Source organism: Streptomyces sp. BA2, from assembly GCF_009769735.1.
GTDB lineage: Bacteria > Actinomycetota > Actinomycetes > Streptomycetales > Streptomycetaceae > Streptomyces.
In genome coordinates this window covers 7,964,314-7,981,615 of record NZ_WSRO01000002.1, presented here as the reverse complement: position 1 = coordinate 7,981,615, position 17,302 = coordinate 7,964,314, and the positions used below count along the sequence as shown (strand labels likewise).

Below are 17,302 nucleotides of genomic sequence, written 5' to 3'. Positions count from 1 at the left end.
GCCCTGGTCCATCGAGGATTTCTTAAGCGCCGCCGCAGCTTTCCTTCAGGCCTCTCCCTCAGGGCCGGGTCTGACCCCGCTCGAAGTAGGCGACGAGCTCCGGATCAAGCTCCGGCACCTCCCTCGGCGTACCGCCGTCCCGGAGCGACTGCGTCGCGCGCACGCCCGCCGCCACCGCCATCCGGGCCGCGACCGGCGACGTGTCGGTGCGCCCTCCCTCGCGCACGAAACGTACGAACTCCTCGATGAGCAGCGGGTCGGAGCCGCCGTGCCCGCCCTCGTCCTGGGCGTCGGGCACCGCGTACTCGGCGTCGGCTTCGGGGCGATGGGCCGAGCGCCGCGCGTTCCAGACCTTCACCACTCCCCCGGGGCCGTCGCCGAAGTTCTCCAGACGGCCCGCGTCCCCGATGACGGTGTAGTTGCGCCAGTAGTCCGGGGTGAAGTGGCATTGCTGGTAGGAGGCCAACACCCCGTTGTCGAGGCGCATGTTGACCAGGGAGACGTCCTCGACGTCGATGACGGGGTTGAGGTCGCGCTGGGTGTGCGGCGGCCAGTGCCCGTCCTTGGTGTACCAGTCGTCCGTCTTCGGCTCGCCCGGCTCACGGCGGTGCGGATTGTCCCCGTAGACCATGAGGTCGCCGAGGGCCTGCACCTGGCGGGTGTAGCCGCCGGCGAGCCAGTGCAGTACGTCGATGTCGTGGGCGGCCTTCTGGAGCAACAGGCCGGTGGTGTGCCGCCGTTCGGCGTGCCAGTCCTTGAAGTACCAGTCGCCTCCGTAGGCGACGAAATGGCGGACCCAGACGGTCTTGACCTCGCCGATGTCTCCGCGCCGGATGATGTCGCGCATCAGCCTGACCACGGGCATGTGGCGCATGTTGTGGCCTACGTAGAGGCGCGTTCCCGTCTCGTGGGCGGTCCGCAGGATCTCGTCGCAGGCCTCGATGGCGATGTCGAGTGGCTTCTCCACGAAGACGGGCTTCTTCTCGCGCAGCGCCTCGCAGGCGAGCCGCGCGTGGGTGTGGTCGGGGGTGAGGATCACGACGGCGTCGACGTCCGGGTCCTCGACGACCTTGCGGTGGTCGGTGGATATCAGGGCGCCGGGGAAGGCCACGGCCGCCTCCGTCCGCGCGGTGACGTCGTGGTCGGCGAGCGCGGTGACGCGGGAGCCCGCGCCGGGCCGGTGTGCGGTGCGGGCGAGCGAACCGCGCAAGCCGTAGCCGAGGACGCCGAGACGGAGGTCGGTCATGGTGTGCCTTTCCGTACCGATACCTGTGCACATACCTGTGCGCGTGCGGGTGTTGACTATGTACGTGCAGGGTGCACGAGTACGTGGGCGAGCGCCACGCGTGCCGTGCCGGTGCGCTTGATCCTTATGTATCTGGCTTCCGTGTCCGTGTCGAGGAGTGTGGGCCGAAGCGCTCGCCCGGTGACGTGCAGGGTCGTGGCGTCGGAGAAGTCCGCGCTCCTCGCGAGCTGCACGTCGAAGTCGGCGGTGGCCATGGAGGTGTTGTTCCAGACCTCGACCTGCCCCACGCGCCGCGCGTCGCCGAGGTCGACCTGCCACCAGGCGCCCGGTTCGGACAGCGTGCGCGTGTCGGTGGAGGTGTCCCCGTCGGTCGCGTACGCCGCCTCGGCCGCGCCGTCCGTGGACGACTGGGACGCCGTGCCCGCGCGGGCGAGGTCGGGGCGCAGCCGCTCGGCCGGCCCTCCGTGCGCACCCGCGCGGGCCGCCACGGCGAGCGCACGCGAAGGCAGCCGGTCGAGTTTGGTGTGGTTGCCCTCCATCGTCGATCCGGTGCCGGTGAGGGCCGGTGCGTCGGTGTCGGTCCAGTTGCCGGTGGCGTGGTTCTGGATGCCGTAATCGGCCCAGTTGGAGACCCACTTGTAGCCGACGCGGGTGATGACGTTGCCTTCGACGCGGATGTACGAGGACTGCTCGTCGAGGTAGATGCCGTTGCCGTCGCGCTCGGTGTTCCCGTAGGCGGAGCGGTTGATGTAGTTGCCGGAGACGACCGTGCCGGGCTGGGCGCCCTGGGTGTAGATGGCGCCGCCGTCGTGCTGGGCGTGCTCGACGCGCATCACGTTCGTGATCCGGTTGTGCGTGATCCGGTTGTCGCGGAGCACGGACTTCTGGGCCTCGGGCTGGTTCCAGCCCCAGCCGACGGAGATCCCCGAGTAGGGCAGGTCGTCGAGAGTGTTGTGGTCGACGGTCAGCTCGGCCTCGTATCCGGCCCAGATGCCCACGGCGTCGGTGTACTCGACTCCGGTGCGGCGGATCGTGTTGTACGCGACGGTGTTCCGCTCGCCCCCGAGTTCGGCCTCCGGCTTCGGCTCGGTGTCGCCGACGTACACGGCGCCGGACGACAGGTCCGTGAAGCGGGAGCGGGTGACCGACGTGTCCTTGGTGCCCGCTTCCAGGATGACTCCGGCGCCGCCCAGATGCGTGAACTCGGCCCCGCTGACGCTCACATGGCGACCTCCGCGCACCGTCAGCGCCGCGCTCGGCTTGGTGTAGTGGCGGCCCGCGTGATCGACCGGCCCCGTCGCTCCGGTGAGGGTGAGACCGGCCTGGGTGCCCGCGTAGCCCTCGTCGGTGGAGGGCTGGCCGTACGCCGCGTAGGCGAAGCCGATGCCCTGCACGCGCAGGTCGTGGGCGCCGTCGAGGACCATGAGGCGCTCGGTCACCGGGGTGAACACGCCCGCGCGCCGCATGTCCTCGCCCTTGCGCGGGAGGTAGGTGACGGTGCGGTCATCGGCGTCCCAGACGAATTCGCCCTGCTTGTCGAGGAGTTCGCGGGCGTTCTCCAAGAAGGCGACTCCGGAGTAGCGCGACGAGTCGACGGTGGTGGAGTCCCAGGCGGGGCCCGTACGGTTCGTGCTGCTCGCGGAGTTGGTCCAGCAGGGCTGCGCGAAGGTCATCCGGTCGCCGTCCACGGAGGCGATCCGGCAGTGGTAGTCGCGCCAGCGGATCTTGATGACGGCTTCCGCGTCTGTAGGGCGCCGCCACTTGTCGATCCCGGTGGCGGTGGCCCCCGTCATGCCGGTCTTCGTCGCGTCGCAGGTGGTCGCCGCGCAGGCCTCGCCACGCGCGCGTACCGCCCGCTCGCCGTCCACGAACAGCTGGCGCGGGGTGACCCCTTCGGGGACATCGGCGGTCCAGGTGCCGTCGGCGGCTTCGGACCATCCCTTGAGCGCCCGGCCGCCGGAGAACACGGGCTCGGCCCCGCGCGCGGCGGTCCAGGTGACGGTGTGGCCGTCGCGCCCGGAGTCGGCCGCCCCCAGCTTCAGCGGCTCGCTCATCTCGTAGGTGCCGTCGGCGAGTTCGACTCGTATGTCGCGTCCGCTGACAGAGCGGGCGGCGTCACGCGCGGCCTGCGGGGAGCAGGGCCGGGAGACGGTACAGGACGCTCCCGAGCCGTTCGGGGAAGCGTGGAGGATCTTGGGGCCCGGGGTGGCCTGGACGGCCTGAGCGGCGCTCTGCGGGGCGATGAACGCTGCGACGGCCGCGACGGCGAGCACCCCCGCGGTCATGTGTGGCCGCTTCACTTCGCGACACCCCAGTCCGGGTGGCCCGGCATGGGCGGGTTGTCGAGGTCGAACAGCCAATGGTCGAGGAACGTGCCGACCGAGTCGTCGCCGGTGACCTCGACGGCGTTGTCGATGAAGTCCTGGGTGGAGGCGTTGCCGTGCCGGTGCTCGGTCAGCCACGACTTCATGACGGCATCGAACTTCTCTTTCCCTATCTGCTGGTTGAGGGCATAGAGGGAGACCGCCGCGCCGTCGTAGATGTTGAAGCCGCCGAGCCCGGTGGGCTTTCCGGGCGGTCCGTCGGTCTTGCGGACCGCGTCCAGCTTGGCGTACGCGGTCTTCATCTTCTCCTCGATGGGCTGGAAGCCCTTCTCATCCGCCCACACGGCCGCGTAGTAGACGGCAGGTCCTTCGTTCAGCCAGGCGTCCTGCCAGGTCGCGGGGGTGACGGAGTCGCCGAACCACTGGTGGGTCAGCTCATGGATCATGGTGGTCGAGTAGGTGGGCCGGTCGAACCACGACGGTCCGAAGAGTGACAGGGTTTGATTCTCCAACGCGTCGCTGTAGCCGTCCCGCACGATCTGCACCCCATACGTGTCGAACGGGTAGCGCACACCGAGGGTCTTCTCCAGCCACGCCAGCTGCCCGCCGGTCTCCTCGGCGATGGGCTTGTACTTGGCCTGCTGGTCCTCGGGGATGAGGTGGCGCAGTTTCACTCCGTGCGGGCCGCGTCCGTAGAGGTAGGTCTGCTTGTTGACGGAGATGCCCAACAGCTCGGGCGCCATGGGGGACTTGAGGGTGAAGTCCCAGGTCTTCTTGGATCCGGCCGCGTCGCGGGTGCCGGTGAGGTTGCCGTTGGCGCCGGGCGTCCAGCCGTCGGGGGCGGTGAGGTGGAAGGACCAGGTCGCCTTGTCGGAGGGGTGGTCGTTGACCGGCGCGAAGGTGTCCGCGCGGGAGGCCTGGGCGGCGGAGGCGAAGCCACCGTCGGACATGTAGCGCCAGCCCGGCTGGCTGATCGGCTTGGTCCTGCCGTTGCCGTGGTAGGTCAGTTCGACGTCGAAGGTCCGGCGGTCGCGCAGGCCGCCCGCCGGGGTGACGGTGAGCTCCTGACCGCTCTGACCGGGCGTGATCGCCCACGCGGCCTTCTTGCCGTTGACCTTCACGGCGTCGATGGCCAGCGAGTCGACGTCGAGGTTGAAGGACGACAGGTCCTGGGTGGCTCTCGCCTTGATCCTCATGGTGCCGGTGAAGTCGTACGTCACCGGCGTGAAGTCGAAGGAGAGGTCGTAGTGGCGGACGTCGTAGCCGCCGTTGCCGAGGGTCGGGAAGAGGGGGTCGCCGACGCCGTCCGCGCCCGGGGTCGGGTCGAAGGGCGCCGCGTGGGCGGGGAGGGCGAGCGCGAGGGTGGCGGCAGCGGCCGCAGCCGCTGTCGCGGCACGTGCGGTTCGGGTCCTGTTCTCAGCCATGGAGCCGCAACGTAGTAATCGCTTACCGTCAGCGTCAACACCCGTGACACACCGCTTACCTGGCGAGATCACCGGCCACTCCCTCGACCTGTCGGCACTTTTCCGTACGCGCTTACTGATCGGGGGCGGCGGCACACGATCCCGTGCCGCCGTCTCGTGCCGCCGTCTCGTGCCGCCGTCTCGTGCCGCCGTCTCGTGCCGCCGTCCCACCGCGGCGCGTGTTCTCCGTAGAGGTGGGTTCACCCGCACTGTGGGACAGGGCTGTCAGAGCTCGCAGAACTCGGTCTCGACGGCCGCGTCCTCCAGTCGTTGCTCGCCCCAGTCGCCGTTGCGGTTCATGGTCATGACGCGCCGGCCGTCCGCCGAGGCGAGCGTCCGGGTCGCGGAGCCGGGGATCATGCCGCCGTGGCCCCACGCCCAGCAGTCCTCCTTGAGCTTGAACTGCCGTATGCCGAGGCCGTAGCGGTCCTGTGGACCACCGTGTCCCTTGTCCCCGTCGACGTGGACCGCGTCGAGCAGCTGACGCTGCTGGGCGGGCGGCAGCAGCTCACCGGCCAGCAGCTTGGACATGAAGGTGTTCACGTCTCCGACGGTCGAGATCATCTGCCCGGCGGAGAACGCGACGGTGGGGCTGAACTCGGTGACGTCGCGCACTTTCGCCTCCGGCCCGTCCTCGAACAGCGTGGAGTAGTGCCTCGCGTGGGGGGCGGGCAGTCGGGGCGAGGCGCCTGGCACACTCGTGCCGCGCAGGCCGAGCGGCCGGATGACAAGACGCTCGACCGCCTGCGCGTAGGTGCCGCCGGTGGCCTTCTCGACCACCATGCCGGCGAGGATGTAGTTGGTGTCGGAATAGTCCCACCTGCCTGGCCTGCCGGGCCTGCTGCCCTGCTCCGGCTGGAAGTTGGGCGGGTGGGCGAGCGCGATGTCCACCAGCTCTTCCGGGGACCACCTGGTGTGGCGGTTCCGGTCGAACTCGTCCCCCGCGTACAGGGCGCGGAAGCCCTCGTCCATGTTGTAGTCGAACATGCCGCTCGTGTGGTTGAGCAGGTGCCGCACGGTGATGTTCCCGGGCCGGTAGCCCTTGCCGCGCACCACCCCGGGCAGCCATTCCTCCACGCTGTCGTCCAGCGAAATCCTGCCCTCGGCTTCGAGCCCGAGCAGCACCGTGGCGGTGAAGGTCTTGGTCACGCTGGCGATACGGAACTTCTCGCTGGTGCTCCTCGGCCGCTCGGTGACCAGGTCACCGACACCGGCCCGGCCATCCCAGACACCGCGCGCGTCTCGTATCCGGGCGATGACGCCGGGGGTGCCTTGCGCGACGATCTCGTTCAGTACGGCCTGGGTCTTCGCGTGCGCGGCCTGGGTCTTCGCGTGCTCGGCCTGGGTCTTCGCGTGCTCGGCCTGGGCGTTCGGGTGCGATCGGGGCGGAGCATGGCGGGGTGGCGCGGCCGGTGCGGCGGTGGCGGCGGTGAGCGTTCCCAGGGCGACGGCTGCGACGGCAAGGGCTTTGGGGAGTCCACGAGAGGACTGTTGACGGCTCATGAGAACAGCTGACCAAGTGCCCCATCCCCACACCATCGGGAATGTCCCGGAAAGGCATCGGGGACACGACCTAGGGGACGGTACGTGAACCACCGAGCACGTACCGCAGGAGCGCGGTGAAGTAACCGGTTAACCCTCGACGGCCCCTTGCCGAGGCCATGCAGGGACAGAAAGAACGTAGAAAGATTCCCGGCCCTCTTGCGCGGCATAGCAACCGCTTACATGCTGTCGCGACATCACACCAGCCCGCACTGCCCTCACTCCCCCGCGCCCCGAACACCCTGCACACCCAGAACACCCCGCACACCCGACGCCCCGATGCCCCGACGCCTCACGGGAGTTCCCCATGCGCACGCCCCGCTCCGGCTCCACCGGTCCCAGCCGCCGCACCCTCCTCGCCGCGAGCGCCGCATCCGCCCTGGTGGCCCCGGCCGCCGGCGGCACGGCGTGGGCCGCCCCGGACGCGGACCCGTTCGGCACCCTGCTCACCCGCGCGGCAGCGCAACTCACCGGCGGCGAGTTCGACGCCGCCGACCCGGACTTCGCGGCGGCGCTGAAGGTCCTTGACACCCAGGCGGCGGGCTGGTGGCGGGGCTTGGACCGGTCCGCGGGCCGCAGCGCGCTGTGGGCCGACCTCTCCCCCGCGAAGGACCCGGGCAACTTCGGCCAGAGCTACACCCGGCTGCGCACGATCGCGACGGCCTGGGCCACACCCGGCACCTCCCTCAGCGACAGCGCCGAAGCGGCGGACACCCTGCTCGAAGCCCTGCGCTTCCTGCACACCGACGCCTACAACCCGGGTCGCCCCGAATCCGGAAACTGGTGGTTCTGGGAGATCGGCGCACCCCGCGCCCTGATGGACACATGCGTGCTGCTGCGCGAGAAGGTCCCCGCGGCCGACCTGGCGAAGTACGTCTCCACGGTGGCGAAGTTCTGCCCGGACCCGGACCGCCGCACCAACGCCCAGACCCTGTCGGAGACGGGCGCCAACCGCGCCGACAAGGCCGTCATCGTGGCCCTGCGCGGCCTCCTCGCGAAGGACGCCGCCACGCTGGCCCTCGCACGCGACGGTCTGTCCGACGTCCGGGACAAGGGCAGGAACAGCCTGTTCACGTACGTCACTTCGGGCGACGGATTCTACGAGGACGGGTCGTTCGTGCAGCACGGCTCCGTCGCGTACACGGGTACGTACGGCAGTGTCCTGCTCGGCAGCGCGGGACAGCTGATCGCGCTGCTCGCGGACTCCGAGTGGGCCGTCACCGACCCGAAGACGTCCGTGCTGTACGAGGCGGTGGACCGGACCTTCTCGCCGGTGGTCTTCGACGGACTGATGATGGACGCGGTGCGCGGCCGTGCGACCTCCCGCGAGAAGGCACCGGACCACAAGGACGGCGCGGCGGCCATCACCAACATCCTGCAGCTGGCGAACGGAGCCCCCGCCGCGTACGCCGAACGCTGGCGCGCCCTTGCCAAGGGATGGATCCGCCGCAACAAGACCCACCCCTACCTGAGCCTCGTGGGCGTCCCCGCTCTCGCCCGTGCCAAGGCCGTCCTCGACGACCCCGCCGTACCGGCCACCGACCGGCTCACCGGGCACTTCGCATTCGCTGACATGGACCGCGTCGTGCACCGCCGCCCCGGCTGGGCGCTCACGCTCTCGCTCTCCTCGAAGCGCATCGCCGCGTACGAGGCGGGCAACGGCGAGAACCTGCACGGCTGGTACACCGGCGACGGCATGGCCTATCTGTACGACGGCGACGACCTGGGGCAGTTCGGGGACGGCTTCTGGGCGACGGTCGATCCATACCGCCTGCCGGGCACCACCGTGGACACCCGCAAGCGCGCCGACATCGGCACGGGCGGCGGTACGGGGACCTACCGGCCGAAGAACGCCGTCGCGGGCGGCGCGGTGCTCGACGGGAGGTTCGGCGCCTCCGCGATGGAACTCCTCGCCGACGGCAGCACGCTGCGGGCCAGGAAGGCGTGGTTCTTCCTGGACAACGCGGTCATCGCCCTCGGCGCGGACATCACCGCGAGCGACGGCCGCACCATCGAGACGGTCGTCGAGAACCGGAACCTGTACGAGGACGGCGCACCCCGGCTCACGGTCGACGGACGGCGCAAGCCCTCGCACACCGGCTGGTCGGCGCCCCTGCCCGGAGCCCGCTGGGCCCACCTGGACGGCACCGGCGGCTACGTCTTCCCCGACGACCCCGCCCAGCCGTCCCCCGGCCAGGACGGCCCCCGCCTCAACGCCCTGCGCGAGACACGGACCGGCACCTGGCGGGCGATCAACACGGGCGCGGACACCGGAGGCAGCACCGCTCCGGTCACCCGCCGCTATCTGACCCTGTGGCTCGACCACGGTGTCTCCCCCGCCGCGTCCTCGTACGCCTATGTCCTCCTCCCCGGCGCGAGCGCCACCGCGACCGCAGTCTGGGCCCGCTCACGGCCGGTCCGCATCGTCGCCAACAACGCCACCGCCCAGGCCGTCGAGGCCCGCCGTCACGGACTCCTCACCGCGCACTTCTGGGGTCCTGGCAGCGCGGCCGGGATCACGGCCTCGGGCCCCTGCACCGTGATCACGCGACGCGGCGGCGACGGCATATCGCTGGCCGTGGCCGACCCGGGCCGCACCGGCACGACGGTCACCCTGGAACTGCCCTTCCCCGTACGGAAGGTGGTCCGCGCCGACGACACGGTCACGGTCGCCCCGGGCCGCCGCCCCGTCGCCACCGTCCGCGTCGAGGGCTCTCGAGGCCACACGCACACAGCACACCTGAGGTGACCGGCGCGCCCTCGCCCCGGAAGACCCACCCATAGGAAGCACGGATTAGGAAGCACGGATCCGCCATGCCCGCACCGCACCTGGCCCTGCCGCCCACCGACCGGGTCCTCTCCCCGCTCACCGGCTGGACCCGCTCCCACTGGGAGGCGCTCGCCGACCGGCAGCTGGAGGCGCTCGTCCCGTACGCGACGCCGAACTTCGCGCAGTACCGACTGCCGGGGCGTGGCAGTTGGTCAGGGGTCGTGTCGGACGGTCTTGAGGGATACGCACGGTCATTCCTCCTCGCCTCCTTCCGGATCGCGGGAGCGGGCGGCGAGGTGGACCCTCACCTCGTCGAACGCTACGCGCAGGGTCTGACAACGGGCACGGACCGCGACGCCGCCGGCGGTGAGGCCTGGCCCGAACTCAGTGACTGTTCGCAGCAGATGGTGGAGGCGGCGTCGATCGCGATCGCTCTGCACGAGACGCGCCCCTGGATCTGGGACAAGCTCGACGTCCGGGTCCAGGAGCGGGTCGTCGACTGGTTCTCCGGCTTCGTCGGCGGCAAGACCTGGGACAACAACTGGCGTCTCTTCCAGGTGGTGTCCGAGCAGTTCCTCGCCTCCGTCGGCGCCCCGTACAGCAAGGCGGACATCGACGGCGGGCTCGACCGCATCGAGGTCTGGTACCGCGGCGACGGCTGGTACAGCGACGGCGACGGGCGGAACTTCGACTACTACATCGGCTGGGCGATGCATCTGTACCCCCTGCTCTGGGCACGCATGGCGGGCCAGGACACCGAGGGGCGCGCCAAGGTCTACAGGGAACGCCTGACCCAATTCCTCGCCATCTACCCGCACTTCTTCGGCGCCGACGGCGCCCCCGTCCACCAGGGCCGCTCCCTGACGTACCGCTTCGCGGCGACCGCCCCCGTCTGGATGGGCGCCCTGGCGGACTGCACGCCCCTGGCCCCCGGCCTCACCCGGCGCCTCGCGTCCGGCACCGCGCGGCACTTCGTGGAGCGCGGCGTCCCCGACGAACGCGGGCTGCTTCCGCTCGGCTGGTACGGGACGTTCCTGCCGTCGACCCAGGCCTACTCGGGTCCCGCGTCCCCGTACTGGGCGAGCAAGGGCTTCCTCGGTCTGCTGCTGCCCGCCGACCACCCGGTGTGGACGGAGCGCGAACTCCCGCTGCCCGTCGAGGAGTCCGATCAGTACACGGCGCTCCCCCAGCCCGGCTGGCTCCTGCACGGCACGCGGCACGACGGCATCGTCCGCCTGATCAACCACGGCAGCGACCACAACCCCCTGGAAGGCCCCGCGGCCGACGACCCGCACTACGCCAAGTTCGGCTACTCCACGGCGACCGCCCCCGAGACAGCCCCGAGCGCATGGGAACGCACCGTTGACAACCACCTCGCGCTCCTCGCGCCGGACGGCTCTCCCTCACGCCGCCGCCGCATCCACCCGGTGCGGTGCGAGGGACGCGTGGCCTCCTCCCGTCACGACGCACAACTGCCGGGTATCGAAGGCGAGTTCCCCATCGCGTCGACCAGTGCGCTGCACGGCCCCTGGGAGATCCGCGTCCACCGCGTCGAGGCCCCGGCAGGCGTGACGGTACGCGAGGGCGGCTACGCGGTCGCCGACGAGGCACAGCCGTACGCCGAGCAGGGGCCCGGCTGGGCCCTCACCCGTACGGAAGCCGGGCTGACCAGTGCCGTCGTCGCGCTCCACGGCTGGGACGAGGGGGCGGCGGGCATCGCCCGGGAGGTGGCGGCCAATGCCTACGGACCGCACTCGGCCACGCCGTATCTGACCTTCGCCGGCCACGCGGGCGGCGAGAGCACCCACGTAACCCTGGTCGTACTGTCTCAAGACACCGTCCAGCCAACGGCGTTGCGGGAGTCCATCACTTGCACGGTGGACGGCGACACCGTCCGCGTCCGCTTCCCCGACGGCACCCTGCTGGAGGTGTGAGCGTCAAAAGGGCGCCAGATCGCGCCGTCAGATCCCGCCGTCCTCCCGGCGGTGAATCTGCTCGATCAGCTCCGCCGCCATCGCCTTGATCGTCTCCAGACCCGCTCTGCCCCAGGGCCGGGGCTCGACGTCCACCACGCAGATGGTGCCGAGCGCGATGCCCGTGCGGTCGATGAGCGGGGCGCCCAGGTAGGAGCGGATGCCGATCTCGTCGACCACCGGGTTCCCCGCGAAGCGCGGGTAGTCGCAGACGTCCTCCAGCACGAGGGCCTTGCGCCGCACGATCACATGCGGGCAGTACCCGTAATCGCGCGCCATGTACCGGAACGCCGCGTTCTCCGCGGCCGCCGTGGCGGTCAGCTCGGAGCCGGCGCCGTCGTCGTCAGGGGTGTGCAGGCCCGCGAAGAACTGCCGGTTCTCGTCAATGAAGTTGACCATGGAGTACGGCGCTCCTGTGACCTCGGCCAGGCGGTCGGCGAAGGCGTCGAAGGCGACGTCCGGACGGAGTCCTATGCCGAGTCTGCGCAGCCGCCGCACCCGGCTCGGCGCCTCCGTGTCGACGGGAGTGAGCAGCAGGGGTGCGGTCGAGTCGTACATCAGGTGTGGGCTCCGTAGCTCGGGGCGGCCGGGGCGTGGGCGAGGAGGTGTTTGACGAGGGTGAGGAGGGTGGCGATGCCCGAACTGGAGATCCGCGCGTCGCATCGCACGACGGGCACCTGCGGATCCAGGTCGATGGCGGAACGCACCTCTTCGGGCTCATAGCGGTGGGCGCCGTCGAATTCGTTGATCGCGACGATGAATCCCATGCCGCGCTGCTCGAAGAAGTCCACCGCCGCGAAGCAGTCCTCAAGGCGGCGGGTGTCGGCGAGGACCACCGCGCCGAGCGCGCCTTCGGAGAGTTCGTCCCACATGAACCAGAAGCGTTCCTGGCCGGGCGTTCCGAAGAGGTAGAGCACGTGCTCCGGGTCGAGGGTGATGCGCCCGAAGTCCATGGCCACGGTCGTCGTGGTCTTGTTCTCGACGCCCGACAGATCGTCGGTGCCCTCGCTGACCGTGGTGAGGAGCTCCTCCGTGCTCAGCGGCGCGATTTCGCTCACCGCGCCCACGAAGGTCGTCTTGCCGACCCCGAAACCTCCCGCGACCAGGATCTTCAGTGCGGTGGGGAAGGGGTCAGAGCTGTCGTCGTAGTCCATCGAGCACTGCCTCCAACAGGGACCGGTCGGTGGGGTTGTGGTAGAAGTCCGGGGCTCTCAGGGTGAGCGCCCCGCAGTCGACGAGATCGGAGAGCAGCACTTTGGTCACGACCGCCGGCAGCTTCAGCTGCGCCGCGATCTCCGCGACCGATGTGGGTGCCGCGCAGAGCCCGAGCGCCTCCGTGTGCTCGGGCCCGAGGTAGCCGGTGACCGGGCCTCCGGTGGCCATCACCTGGGTCAGGAGGTCCAGTTGGGCGGTCGGTCTGGTCCGCCCGTCGCTGACCGTGTAGGGCCGGACGAGCCGTCCGGCGGATTCGTCGAGCCATGGCCCGTCGTGCGGGGCCGCCACGCTCAATGCCTCATCGGGGCGGGTTCACCGGCGGGTTGCCGAGGTGCGGTGAGGAGGTAGGGGCGCACGCTCTTGACCAGCATCGTCATCTCGTAGCCGAGCACCGCCGCGTCCGCGTCGCGCCCGGCGAGCACCGCGAGACAGGTGCCGGAGCCCGCCGTGGAGACGAACAGGAGGGTGGAGTCGAGTTCCACGACGACCTGGCGTACGTCGCCGCCGTCCCCGAACCGGATGCCCGCGCTGCGCCCCAGTGAGTAGAGCCCGGAGGCGAGGGCCGCCATGTGGTCGGCGCTGTCCGGGTCGAGGCCATGGACCGACTTCACGAGCCCGTCGGAGGAGAGCAGGACCGCGCTGTGGGTGTGCGGCACGCGCTGCACGAGTCCGCTCATCAGCCAGTCGAGGTCGGATACCTGCCCGGTCGGCGCATCGCTCGCCATGGTGGATCGACTCCTTGAGGTACGAGGGTCTGCCGGGGCAGACGTGGTGCTGGCGGGGTGGTGCGGTTCAGCCACCCTGGTCGCCCCCGTCGCGGGGGGCGTCGAGGTCCGGTCCGGGTGCCGGGTCGCGCGGCTCCTGCGCGGCGGCGAGTCCGATGCCGCGCTGGAAGGCGGCCATCAGGCCCGGGTCGTGCCCGACGTGGTGTTCGCTCTCCGGGCGGGGCGACGGCGCGTCCCGCAACTGGGGCGCGATGTGTTCCTGGGCGCGCCGCTTGGGCAGTTGGGGCTTTCCCACCCGGCCGCGTACGGCGCCGCCGTTGAGAGGGGTCGGCGGCGCACAGGCGTTCTCGGCGGCGGCCTGCCGGTCCTCCGGCCGGATCCCCGGCACGGCTTCGGCCGGCGTCGGCCTGCCCTCCCTGCCCCGTACGGGCAGCGGGGCGGGCGGGGATCCGTGGGCCACGGGAGCGTGCCGTGCGGCGGGCGGCGGGGGCGGGGGCACGTCCCGCTGCGGCTGCCGGGGCACGGCCACCGGTTCCGGGTGGGGAGCCGGTGCGGGCGCCTGGGCCGGTTCGCGTGCACCTCCGTGAGTGACCGGCGGTGCGGCTTCCGGGGCCCGCTGCGGGCGACCCGCGGCGACGGGCTCGTTCTGGGGCTCGGCACCCAACAGGCCCTGCGGCAGGATCAGTACGGCCTGCACGCCTCCGTAGATGTTGGTCTGGAGGCGGACCGCGATGCCGTGCCTGCGGGCGAGCGCGGAGACGACGTAGAGGCCGATCCGCCCGTCCTGGAGGAGGCTCGCGACGTTGACCTGGTCCGGGTCGGCGAGCAGGTGGTTCATCTTGTTCTGCTCGGTCAGCGGCATGCCGAGGCCGCGGTCCTCGACCTCGACGGCGAGCCCGGCCGTCACCAGGTTGGCGCGCAGCAGGACTTGGGTGTGCGGGGCGGAGAACACCGTGGCGTTCTCGACGAGTTCGGCGAGGAGGTGGATGACGTCGGCGACGGCGTGGCCGCGCAGGGTGCCGGCGATCGGCGGCACGAGCTTGACCCGTGAGTACTGCTCGACCTCGGCGATGGCCGAGCGGAGCACCTCCGTCATCGAGACGGGGTTGCTCCACTGGCGCCGCGACATGGCGCCGCCGAGCACGGCGAGGTTCTCGGCGTGCCTGCGGGTGCGGGTGGCCAGGTGGTCGACGTGGAAGAGGCCCTTGAGCAGCTCCGGGTCCTCGACCTCGTTCTCCAGCTCGTCGAGGATCGAGATCTCGCGGTGTACGAGGGACTGCAGCCGCCGGGCCAGATTGACGAAGACCTCGACCTTCTGTTCGCTGCCCGCGTGGCTGGAGAGCTGCGAGGCCTGCACGACGGCGGTGACGGCGACGTCCTGGGCCCGGGACAGCTCGACGGCGAGCAGCCCGAAGTCGTCGCCTTCCGCGGCGGATCTGGCGGGAGTCCTGTGTGCGGGCGGGCCGTCGCCGCGGCGCAGCTTCTCGACGACTTCCCGCAGCTCGGCCTGTCCGCGCGCGGTGGTGCGGCGCAGGGTGCCGACCCGTTCGCGTACGGAGGCCGCGGTGCGGTCGGCGGCGACGGCCGCGATGACGACGCTGGCCAGGCTGATGGCCCCGGCGGCGGCGAGGATGAGGAGCAGCGCGGGTTCGGGCGGGCGGGGGGCCGACCGGACGATGAACAGCACGGCGGCACCGGCGCAGAGCGCCACAGCGACGGCGGGCAGGACGGCGATGCGCAGGAGCTGGGGTCGTATCCGGGCCTCGGGCAGCACCGTGACGGGTCGGCTCCCGGGCCTGCCGTGCCGCCCGCCCTCACGGCGGTCTGCGCGGGCTGCCGGTGCACGGAGGTGAGACATCAGCGTCCTCGGTCAGGGAGCGGGCTCCGACGGGCGCGCGACGCATGGCTTCGCGGCATCGCCGTACCGGTCGGGAGGGCACAGGCAGGACCGCTGCCATGATCCCTGCGTCGACCGGTGGACACTCACGGTAGTCACCAACGCTTCATGTGCGGGAGGCAGTTGACAAAGTCCGGCACCCAGCGTCCCGCTCTGGTATGACGCGTCGCACGGCCGTCCGAATTCGGGGAGGGAATCCTGTTGAGCCTCCGCCGTACGTCGGCGAGAGTCTGTGCCATGGAGTTCTTCTGCTACCACCGCGACCGGCCCGGCTCGACGGCGTTGCGCGAGAAGCTGTTGGAGGACCACTGGTCCTACATGGACCGGTACGCGGAGGAGTTGATCGCACGGGGGCCGACCTTCGCCGCCGACGGCGAGACGCCGAGCGGCAGCGTGCACATCGTCGACCTGCCGGACCCCGCCGCCGCCCGCGCGTTCGCCTTCGAAGAGCCCAACTACCAGGCGGGCGCGTACCGGGACGTGCTGCTGCGCCGGTGGCGCAACACGCTGCGGCGCACCATGTGGGACTTCCCCGGTGGCGCCACCGGGGGCAACCGCTACCTGGTCATCGGCCTCGGCTCGGGCGGGGCCGCCGACCTCGACGTGCCGCCCGCCGACGATGAACTGATCGCGTACGGGCCGCTGCTGTCCGACGACGGCTCCGACTGGCTGGGCACGGCGGCGCTGGTCCGGGCCCCGGACCCGGCGACGGCACGCGCCGTCCTGACCCCGGACCGGTACGCCGGCATCGAGGTGCACGACTGGGAGTTCGGCGGCCGACGTTAGCGAGCCGACGAGCCGACAGGGGCCCGACGCCTCCTGTGTGGCCGACGCCTCCCGTATGACCGAACGACCTCAGCCGACCCGCGCCGCCTCCGGCTCCCCGGTGCCCTCCGTACGCCCGGTGGGGGCGGAGAGCTCGGCGGCAGCGGCGGTGACATCCGGAAGCGACCACCCGCCATCCGGCTCGATCGCGACGCCGCGCCACCACGGCTCCGCCGGAACGGAGTCCGAAGCGGGCTCGAACGGCTCACCCGGGACAGGCAGCGCGATCTTCGCCCCCAGGCGGCCCGCCGCGGCGACCGTGCCCTCGCCCGGCGCGGACCACGGGTGCGGCGCGAGGTTGAACGTGCCCCAGTGGATCGGCAGCATCACACCGTGGGGCCGCCCGCCCTGGAGGTCCAGGTGCGCGCGCATCCCTTCCTCGGGCGTCATGTGGATGTCGGGCCAGAACTCGCTGTACGCCCCGATCTGGATCATCGTGACGTCGAACGGCCCGTGCTCGGCGCCGATCTCCCGGAAGCCGGTGAAATAGCCGGTGTCCCCGCTGTGGTAGATCCGGTGCTCGGGTCCCGCGACGGCCCAGGACGCCCAGAGCGTGTGCTGCTGGTTGCGCAGGCCGCGGCCGCAGAAGTGGCGCGCGGGCGTCGCCGTCAGGGTCAGGCCGCCCACCTTCGCGGACTCGTTCCAGTCGAGCTCGCGCAGCCGGTCGGCGGGGACGCCCCAGCGCTCCAGGTGGGCGCCGACGCCCAGCGGCACCGCGAAGACCGTGTCCGTCCCTGCCAGGGCCCGGATGGTGGGCATGTCCAGGTGGTCGTAGTGATCGTGCGAGATGACCACGACGTCCACCGGGCCGAGCGCCGCGAGCGGCACCGGCACGGGGTGCAGCCGCTTGGGTCCGACCCAGGAGAAGGGCGAGCACCGCTCGCCCCAGACCGGGTCGAAGAGCACCCGCTGCCCGTCGATCTCGGCGAGCACGCTGGAGTGCCCCATCCAGGTGATCCGCAATCCGCCGACCGGGGGCCTCGCGAGGTCGGCGAGGGTCGTGGCGTGCACCGGGACGGTGCCCGTGGGGCCGCGCCGGATCCGCTCCTCCTTACGGAAGTAGATCTTCGCGAATTCGAGCGTCGAACCGGTGGGCCGGGTCCGCGCACCCTCGGGGTTCTGGAAGGACCCGTCGGCGAAGTTCGGCGATCTGTGGATCCTCGCGAGCCGCTCACCGGCCGGATCCGCACCGAAGGGCGCGGTCCTGAGCGAGCGGAGCCCAGAGCTCAGCGAACGGGACACAGCACCTCCTGGAAGGGGTAGGCAGATCTCCATTATGGGCGCCGCCTCCGACAGCGGCCGTCCGGAGGGGTCCGCACCGG

Annotated in this window: 13 protein-coding genes; 3 read left to right on the top strand and 10 right to left on the bottom strand. The window is 71.1% G+C overall.

Features of this window, described 5'->3' with window-relative positions; translation table 11 throughout:
• Nucleotides 1–58 precede the first annotated feature (58 nt).
• The 4 genes from E5671_RS38405 to E5671_RS38390 all read right to left on the bottom strand — a co-directional run bounded on the left by E5671_RS38405 (nt 59) and on the right by E5671_RS38390 (nt 6,536).
• Complete coding sequence (locus E5671_RS38405) at nt 59–1,246, bottom strand: Gfo/Idh/MocA family protein (protein ID WP_160508775.1); 1,188 nt, start codon at nt 1,244–1,246, stop codon at nt 59–61.
• Between the two features lie 56 nt (nt 1,247–1,302).
• Entirely contained in the window at nt 1,303–3,546 is a 2,244-nt protein-coding gene (locus E5671_RS38400; RefSeq protein WP_443032759.1) for a right-handed parallel beta-helix repeat-containing protein, read from the bottom strand.
• On the bottom strand, nt 3,543–4,994 hold the full coding sequence (locus E5671_RS38395) for a M1 family metallopeptidase (protein ID WP_160508773.1): 1,452 nt from the start codon (nt 4,992–4,994) through the stop codon (nt 3,543–3,545). Before E5671_RS38395 ends, E5671_RS38400 begins: the two co-directional genes overlap by 4 nt.
• 264 nt (nt 4,995–5,258) lie before the next feature.
• Complete coding sequence (locus E5671_RS38390; RefSeq protein ID WP_237330328.1) at nt 5,259–6,536, bottom strand: serine hydrolase domain-containing protein; 1,278 nt, start codon at nt 6,534–6,536, stop codon at nt 5,259–5,261.
• Between the two features lie 346 nt (nt 6,537–6,882).
• On the opposite strand from E5671_RS38390, the gene E5671_RS38385 reads away from it, so the two are divergent.
• The gene (locus E5671_RS38385; RefSeq protein WP_160508771.1) at nt 6,883–9,324 is read left to right on the top strand and encodes a polysaccharide lyase 8 family protein; all 2,442 of its coding nucleotides are present in this window, start codon (nt 6,883–6,885) and stop codon (nt 9,322–9,324) included.
• Between the two features lie 65 nt (nt 9,325–9,389).
• Nucleotides 9,390–11,279 carry a DUF2264 domain-containing protein gene (locus tag E5671_RS38380; RefSeq protein ID WP_160508769.1) on the top strand — a complete coding sequence of 630 codons (1,890 nt, stop codon included), beginning with the start codon at nt 9,390–9,392 and terminating at the stop codon, nt 11,277–11,279.
• A 27-nt stretch (nt 11,280–11,306) separates the two neighbouring features.
• On the opposite strand, the gene E5671_RS38375 is transcribed toward E5671_RS38380, so the two are convergent.
• The 5 genes from E5671_RS38375 to E5671_RS38355 form a co-directional block, all read right to left on the bottom strand.
• Complete coding sequence (locus tag E5671_RS38375) at nt 11,307–11,879, bottom strand: GAF domain-containing protein (protein WP_160510682.1); 573 nt, start codon at nt 11,877–11,879, stop codon at nt 11,307–11,309.
• The gene (locus E5671_RS38370; RefSeq protein WP_160508767.1) at nt 11,876–12,472 is read right to left on the bottom strand and encodes a GTP-binding protein; all 597 of its coding nucleotides are present in this window, start codon (nt 12,470–12,472) and stop codon (nt 11,876–11,878) included. The genes E5671_RS38375 and E5671_RS38370 overlap by 4 nt, the downstream gene beginning before the upstream one ends.
• Nucleotides 12,450–12,821: a DUF742 domain-containing protein gene (locus tag E5671_RS38365; protein WP_160508765.1), complete on the bottom strand. Its 372-nt coding sequence runs from the start codon at nt 12,819–12,821 to the stop codon at nt 12,450–12,452. Before E5671_RS38365 ends, E5671_RS38370 begins: the two co-directional genes overlap by 23 nt.
• A gap of 2 nt (nt 12,822–12,823) precedes the next feature.
• The gene (locus E5671_RS38360; RefSeq protein WP_160508763.1) at nt 12,824–13,258 is read right to left on the bottom strand and encodes a roadblock/LC7 domain-containing protein; all 435 of its coding nucleotides are present in this window, start codon (nt 13,256–13,258) and stop codon (nt 12,824–12,826) included.
• Between the two features lie 67 nt (nt 13,259–13,325).
• On the bottom strand, nt 13,326–15,116 hold the full coding sequence (locus E5671_RS38355; protein ID WP_160508761.1) for a sensor histidine kinase: 1,791 nt from the start codon (nt 15,114–15,116) through the stop codon (nt 13,326–13,328).
• Nucleotides 15,117–15,392: 276 nt separating this feature from the next.
• Between E5671_RS38355 and E5671_RS38350 the strand changes: the two genes are divergently transcribed.
• Nucleotides 15,393–15,941 carry a YciI family protein gene (locus E5671_RS38350; RefSeq protein ID WP_160508759.1) on the top strand — a complete coding sequence of 183 codons (549 nt, stop codon included), beginning with the start codon at nt 15,393–15,395 and terminating at the stop codon, nt 15,939–15,941.
• A gap of 69 nt (nt 15,942–16,010) precedes the next feature.
• Here the strand turns inward: E5671_RS38350 and E5671_RS38345 are convergent, their stop codons facing one another.
• Complete coding sequence (locus E5671_RS38345; protein WP_160510681.1) at nt 16,011–17,255, bottom strand: MBL fold metallo-hydrolase; 1,245 nt, start codon at nt 17,253–17,255, stop codon at nt 16,011–16,013.
• Nucleotides 17,256–17,302: the final 47 nt, after the last annotated feature.